The organism is Sphaerochaeta sp. S2, from assembly GCF_016406725.1.
Classification (GTDB): domain Bacteria; phylum Spirochaetota; class Spirochaetia; order Sphaerochaetales; family Sphaerochaetaceae; genus Sphaerochaeta.
Genome location: NZ_JAEKNT010000070.1, coordinates 1 through 2,885 on the forward strand (window position 1 = coordinate 1; position 2,885 = coordinate 2,885).

The window sequence follows — 2,885 nt, forward strand, 5'->3', positions numbered from 1 at the left end:
GGCGATAAGCACCATGGGTACCCCTACCCCCGGATGCGTGTATTGCCCAGTGTAATAGAGATTCTTTACAGTCTTGTTTTGGTGACGGGGACGGAAGACGGCAGTCTGCATCAGCGTATGGCTTAGTCCAAGAGCTGTTCCCTTGTATGCATGATAGTCAGAGATGAAGTCCCGATGGGAGTACAACCGTTTTACCAAGAGATCCTTTCGGAGATCTTCTCCTGTCACGTTCTGCACATGATCGGCTATATGCTCGAAATAGGCATTTCTCTGCTCCTCAGTATCAACAAGTCCTGGGGCAACCGGTACCAGCAAGAACACATTCTCACCACCAGCAGGTGCTGAAGAGGGGTCTGTCTTGCTGATGCAACTGAGGTAGAAACAAGGGTCTTTCGGCCATTCAGGATTCTTGAATATTGCATCAAAATGTGTATTCCAGTCTTTTGCAAAGTAGAGATTGTGGTGTTCCAATCCTTTCAGCTCCCTGCCGATTCCCAAATAGGCGATGAACATCGAGGAGGCAACCACCCGTTTTTCCCAATAAGAGTCAGAGTACGTACGATGCTTGTCTTCAAGGAGGTTTGTATCACTGTGGTGATAATCGGCAGAGGAAACAACCACATCTGCCATGAATGTTCCTTTATTGGTTTCAACACCAACTGCCCGATTTCCTTCAGTCAGTACCTTCAGCACTTCTGCACCGGTAATCAGATCAACTCCCAGTCCACTGCAGAGTGAGGCAAACCCTGCTGCCGCTCCAGCCATGCCTTTCTGAGGAAAGAATACTCCAAGATTAAGATCAACATGGGTCATGATGGAGTAAATTGCAGGAGCTTGCGCTGGATCAGTACCCAGAAACACCATGGCATATTCCAGGATCTGCTTTGCCCGATAATCTTTTACGTAATTCGAAACGAAGGAGTCAAGTTTTCCCAGCACTCCAAGGCGCAATCCCTCAGTCATCAACCGTCTATTGAAGAACTGCCCGATGTGTTTGTAATCACGATAGAGGAAATCCTCCATAGCTACATCATACTTATAGGTTGACTGCTGCATGTAGGCTTTCAGGGCTTTTCCACCACCCTTCTCGAACGACTCAAAGAGTTTCTGGTTCTCATCAAAACGTGGGGTGAGACAGGCCGTTTCCCCACCTTCAAAGAAGACCTTATAATATGGATCAATGGGACTAAGATCGTAGTAGTCTTCCCGCTGTTTACCAAAGAGAGAGAAGTAATGCTCGAACACTTCAGGCATGAGATACCACGACGGTCCCATGTCAAAGGTAAATCCGTCTTTTTCCCAATATCTAGCTCTTCCCCCAAGTTGGGCATTCTTCTCGACCAAGGTCACATTCCAGCCATCACGGGCCAGGAGTGCCGCTGTGCTGAGACCACCGAAGCCTCCGCCTATGACTACTGCTTTCTTATTCATGGAAAAACCCTATGTGGTTTGATAGAGAAAAGCAAGAAGAAAATATGGTTTAGTTATTTAAAAAGAATCAATCTTATTAAGCAATATTTGAAGTTTCACTGTTTGTATCCTGCTTCTCTCTTTTTTCGTAATCTTGTATGCTGGGCGCGAGGAGAATCCCATGATAATTGATCAGATCACCAACCTAGAACGTTACATTCCCAGCCTTTCAGCCCTTCAGACAGTTCACGAAATCCTGGAAAGCGGCAAGCTTCCAAGCATGGAGTATGGCAGTTACACTACTGACAATCCCAAGGTACGCTACAACTTGTTCACCTATACAACTGCAACACCTGAGAATTTGACGTTTGAGCTACATAAAAAGGAAGTGGATGTACAGATTCTCCTTTCCGGATTTGAATCGATGGTAATTGCTGATACATCATCCCTAAAGGAGACCATCGGGTATGATGCCAGCAAGGATGCTTCGTTTGCAGAAGGCAAGCAACTGCTCACCTACCATGCAACTCCCGCTACCTTTGCCCTGTTCTTCCCAGGGGAAGGACATGCATGCAACCTCATCGATGGGGATTCCACTGATGTGGTAAAGGTTGTCTTCAAGATTCTTATATAACATATAATGGCGATAATTCTGGACTGTTGGTTTTCCAACGGTCTATTTTTTTACCATTTTTTGCAATTTGTTGAAAATTCCATTTGACAGATACAGAAAGTCATGTAACGATTAACCTGTAAGACAGCTTTACAAGTTTACAGATTTTACAAGACTTGGCATATGCCAAGCGAGAAAGAAACATTGTTACACCGCGCAGCGGTCCACAGGAGGAAACAATGAAAAAAAGTATTATCGCACTGTTGTTGGTAGCCCTGGTACTTCCCATGGCTTTTGCTCAGGGAACATCTGAGGCAAAGCCCGTTGAATTGGTCTACACCATGACAGCGGTTCCCACTGATGCTCATGCTGGGGCAATGCGCGTCTTCAAGGAGACCGTTGAAGAAGTTTCTGGTGGCCAGATCAAGGTATTGACCTATGATTCTGCTTCTTTGTTCAAGCAGGAACAGGAAGTCTCAGCTGTGAAGAGTGGTCAGGCAGACATGACTGCAACTGCAGCATCATGGCTTACCGATGGAAGCCCTTGGGTAGGTATGTTCACTGCTGGTTATATCTTCAAGACCTATGACCACATGACCAGTGTACTCAATGGTCCTATCGGTCAGGAAGTATTTGACCGCATTGCAAAAGAGCAGGGAATTCGTCCTCTCGGCGCTCAGTACCTGGGAACTCGTCAGATCAACCTGGTAGAAGATCGCCCGATCAAGACTCCTGCTGATCTCAATGGTGTCAACCTGAGAATGCCGAACTCCGATTCCTGGATCTTCCTTGGCAAGGCAATTGGTGCCAATCCAACCCCGATCTCCTTCAGCGAATTGTACATGGCTCTTCAGACCAAGAC

General features: G+C 46.4%; 3 protein-coding genes. 2 read left to right on the forward strand and 1 reads right to left on the reverse strand.

Features of this window, described 5'->3' with window-relative positions:
• A partial coding sequence (locus JF818_RS01805; protein WP_198890285.1) for an NAD(P)/FAD-dependent oxidoreductase occupies positions 1-1,431 on the reverse strand: 1,431 nt, incomplete at its 3' end.
• Between the two features lie 160 nt (positions 1,432-1,591).
• Between JF818_RS01805 and JF818_RS01810 the strand changes: the two genes are divergently transcribed.
• The gene (locus JF818_RS01810; RefSeq protein WP_198890286.1) at positions 1,592-2,044 is read left to right on the forward strand and encodes a YhcH/YjgK/YiaL family protein; all 453 of its coding nucleotides are present in this window, start codon (positions 1,592-1,594) and stop codon (positions 2,042-2,044) included.
• A 218-nt stretch (positions 2,045-2,262) separates the two neighbouring features.
• The coding region (dctP, locus tag JF818_RS01815; RefSeq protein WP_198890287.1) for a TRAP transporter substrate-binding protein DctP at positions 2,263-2,885 on the forward strand (623 nt) is incomplete at its 3' end.

Coding starts and splice junctions, on each gene's coding strand:
- JF818_RS01810 (WP_198890286.1), top strand. CDS start 1,592: ATGATAATTGATCAGATCACCAACCTAGAACGTTACATTCCCAGCCTT.